Origin of the sequence: Caulobacter sp. B11 (genome assembly GCF_002737765.1) — a bacterium.
GTDB lineage: Bacteria > Pseudomonadota > Alphaproteobacteria > Caulobacterales > Caulobacteraceae > Caulobacter.
In genome coordinates this window covers 1-3,194 of record NZ_PEGG01000243.1, presented here as the reverse complement: position 1 = coordinate 3,194, position 3,194 = coordinate 1, and the positions used below count along the sequence as shown (strand labels likewise).

The 3,194-nt window shown below is 72.4% G+C and carries 2 protein-coding genes; both read right to left on the bottom strand.

Features of this window, described 5'->3' with window-relative positions; translation table 11 throughout:
* The coding region (locus CSW58_RS10225; protein ID WP_143755164.1) for a PHP domain-containing protein at positions 1-1,638 on the bottom strand (1,638 nt) is incomplete at its 3' end.
* Positions 1,639-1,744: 106 nt separating this feature from the next.
* On the bottom strand, positions 1,745-3,142 hold the full coding sequence (locus tag CSW58_RS10220; protein WP_201721639.1) for a DUF6504 family protein: 1,398 nt from the start codon (positions 3,140-3,142) through the stop codon (positions 1,745-1,747).
* Positions 3,143-3,194 lie beyond the last annotated feature (52 nt).

Genomic DNA, 3,194 nt, shown 5'->3' with positions numbered 1-3,194 from the left:
GGCGGCCAGCATCTTCAGGCCGCGCTGGATGGCGGTCAGCATGCCCAGGGCCAGGATATCGACCTTCATCAGGCCCAGGCTGTCGATATCGTCCTTGTCCCACTCGATGAAGGTGCGGTCCTTCATCGCCGCATTGCCGATCGGCACGGTCTCATCCAGCCGGCGCTTAGTCAGGACGAAGCCGCCGACATGCTGCGACAGGTGGCGGGGGAACTGGATCAGCGCGGTGGCCAGGGCGACGGCGCGGCTGATCTCGGGATTGTCGGGGTCCAGGCCCGTCTGGCGGATGTGGTCCTCGGGCACGCCGCCGCCCCAGCTGCCCCAGACGGTGTTGGCCAGGATGGCGGTGACGTCCTCGGTCAGGCCCAGGGCCTTGCCGACGTCGCGGATGGCGCTGCGCGGGCGGTAATGGATCACCGTGCCGCAGATGGCGGCATGGTCGCGGCCATAGCGGCGATAGACGTACTGCATCACCTCCTCGCGCCGCTCATGCTCGAAATCGACGTCGATATCCGGCGGCTCGTTGCGGTTTTCGGAGATGAAGCGGGTGAACAGCAGCCGGTGCTGGGTGGGGTCGATGGCCGTCACCCCCAGGCAGAAACAGACCGAGGAATTGGCCGCCGAGCCGCGCCCCTGGCACAGGATGCCCATCCGCCGGGCCTCCTGGACGATGTCGTGCACGGTGAGGAAATAGTTGGGGTAGTCCATCTTGTGGATCAGGGCCAATTCGACGCCCAACTGCTTGGCGACCTTGGGCGGCACCCCGGCCGGATAGCGCCAGGCCGCGCCGGCCCAGGTCAGGTCGGTCAGGTGCTGCATGGCGCTCTTGCCGGCCGGCACGGGCTCGTCGGGATATTCCTCGCGCAGCTGGCCCAGGTCGAAGTCGATGCGCGCGACGATCTCCAGCGTGCGCTCGATCGCCTCGGGCCAGCGCTCGAACAGCCGGGCCATCTCGGTCGGGGTCTTCAGGTGCCGCTCGGCGTTGGCCTCCAGGCGAAAGCCGGCCTCGTGGATCGTGCAGTGCTCGCGGATACAGGTCAGCACGTCCTGCAGCGGCCGCCGCTCGGGGGCGTGATAGAGCACGTCATTGGTGGCGACCATCGGGGCGCGGGCGTCGCGGGCCAGCTGGGCCAGATGGGCCAGGCGCTTGAGGTCCTGGGCCGCATAGGGGCGGCTGGCGGCCAGCCAGACCCGGCCGCGCAGGTCGCCGGCCATGCGCGTCAGATCGGTCTCGAAGGCCGCGTCCAGCCGCTCGGGCGGCACGACCAGGCCCAGCTGGCCCTCGGCATGCTCCAGGAAGTCCTTCCAGAACAGGTGGCACTCGCCCTTCTTGGCCCGCCTCTGGCCGACGGTCAGCAGCCGCGTCAGCCGCCCGAACGCCTCGCGGTCGGTCGGGTAGCAGATCAGGCTCGGCGTGCCGTCCTCGAAGTCCAGCCGGCAGCCGGTCAGGGCCCGCACCTTCAGGGCCTTGGCCGCCGTCCAGGCCCGCACCACCCCGGCCAGGCTGTTGCGGTCCACCACCCCTACGGCCTTCAGCCCATAGGCCTCGGCCGTCAGCATCAGTTCGCTGGCCTGGGACGCCCCGCGCAGGAACGAGAAGTTGCTGGTGGCCTGCAGCTCGGCATAGGCCCGGGTCATGGGGCGAACCCCCTCAGTCCCTTCGGGACAGCTCCCCCAGAGGGGGAGCATCTGCTCGGCTTAGATCCCCCCCTTGGGGGAGGTGGCCCGGAGGGCCGGAGGGGGGTCATCCCAGACCATGCAGCCACCATTTCGGCTCGTCGGGCCCGCCATAGAGGCCGGCGCGGAAGATCCAGAAGCGGCCGCCGGCCTCGTCCTCGACCCGGTAATAGTCGCGCACCCGGGTCGGGCCGATCTGGTCGAAGGCCTTGCGCCACCATTCCTGGCCGATGCGCTCGGGACCCTCGGCGTGACGCACGCGATGGGGCCGGCCGCGCCAGGTGAAGCGGGCCGGCGGCTCGTCGGGCAGCTGGGCCACCACCTCGATGCGCTCGGGCCGACGCAGCAGACGGGCCGGACGCGGCCGGGCCGGATCCCAGACCTCGCCTGCCCCCTTGGCCAGGGGCGGGCGCCGGACGACGGAGCGCTCGGGCACGTGGCTCTGAAACGGCTCGGCCCGCCAGACCCGGTCCTCGCCCAGGCGATTGATCAGCCGATCGACCAGCGGGGCCAGCCCGTCCTCCAGGCCCGCCCCGTCCTGGGCGTCCAGGCCGTGCTGCACGGCCGACAGGGTCTCGACCCCGTCGGCCTGGACGGTGACGATCTCGATCCCGAAGCCCGGATCGACGACATCCAGCTTGGGGGCCAACAGCCGGGCGATGCGGCGGGCGTCGCGTCCGGGCCGCGACAGGCCCACCCGCACGGCATGGGCCTGGCCGTCGAGCCGGTGAAACACCACCTCGAAGCGCCGGGCGCCCTGGCCCTCGGCCTCCAGCCGGGCGCAGATCAGGGCCAGGGCGTCGCCGCTGGCCCGCGCCAGATCGTCGCCGACACTGATCGGCTCGGCGAAGGCCAGGCGGTCGAACCAGGCGCTGGGCGGCCGGCGAAAGGCCAGGGCCTCGCGCGCCTCGCCCAGGGCCTGGTCGAGGCGCAGCAGGGTTCCGGTTCCGAACCGCCTGGCCAGCTGGCCGCGCGGCAGGGCCAGCAGCTGGCCGACCTGGAACAGGCCCAGGCGCGGCAGCTGGGCCTGGGCGTCGGCGTCCAGCCGCAGGGCCGCCACCGGCAGGCCGGCCAGCAGCGCCCCCTGCCCGCCCGGCGGCGCGATGGTGCGGTCGGGACCATAGCGGGCCAGGCCCCAGGCCGCCCCGGGCGTGTCGGCGATGGCGGCCCGGGCCGGGGCGCCCCAACGGGCCATGCGGGTCAGCAGGTCGTCCATCATCGCCGCCTCGCCGCCCCACAGGTGGTCGGCGCCGCTGATGTCGAGGAACAGACCGTCGGTCCCGTCCAGCGCCACGGCCGGCGAGAAGCGCACGCACCAGTCGCTCAGGGCCTCCAGGGCGGCCTGGTCGCCGTCCGGGTCATGGTCGTGGGTGACGAGGTCCGGGCACAGGGCCGCGGCGTCGGCGGCCTTCTGGCCGGGAAACAGACCAAAGCCGGCGGCGGCCTCGTCGACGACGGCCGCCAGCCGGCGGGTCCCGCCTTCGGTCACCAGCAGGGCGAGGGGTGGGGCTACAGAT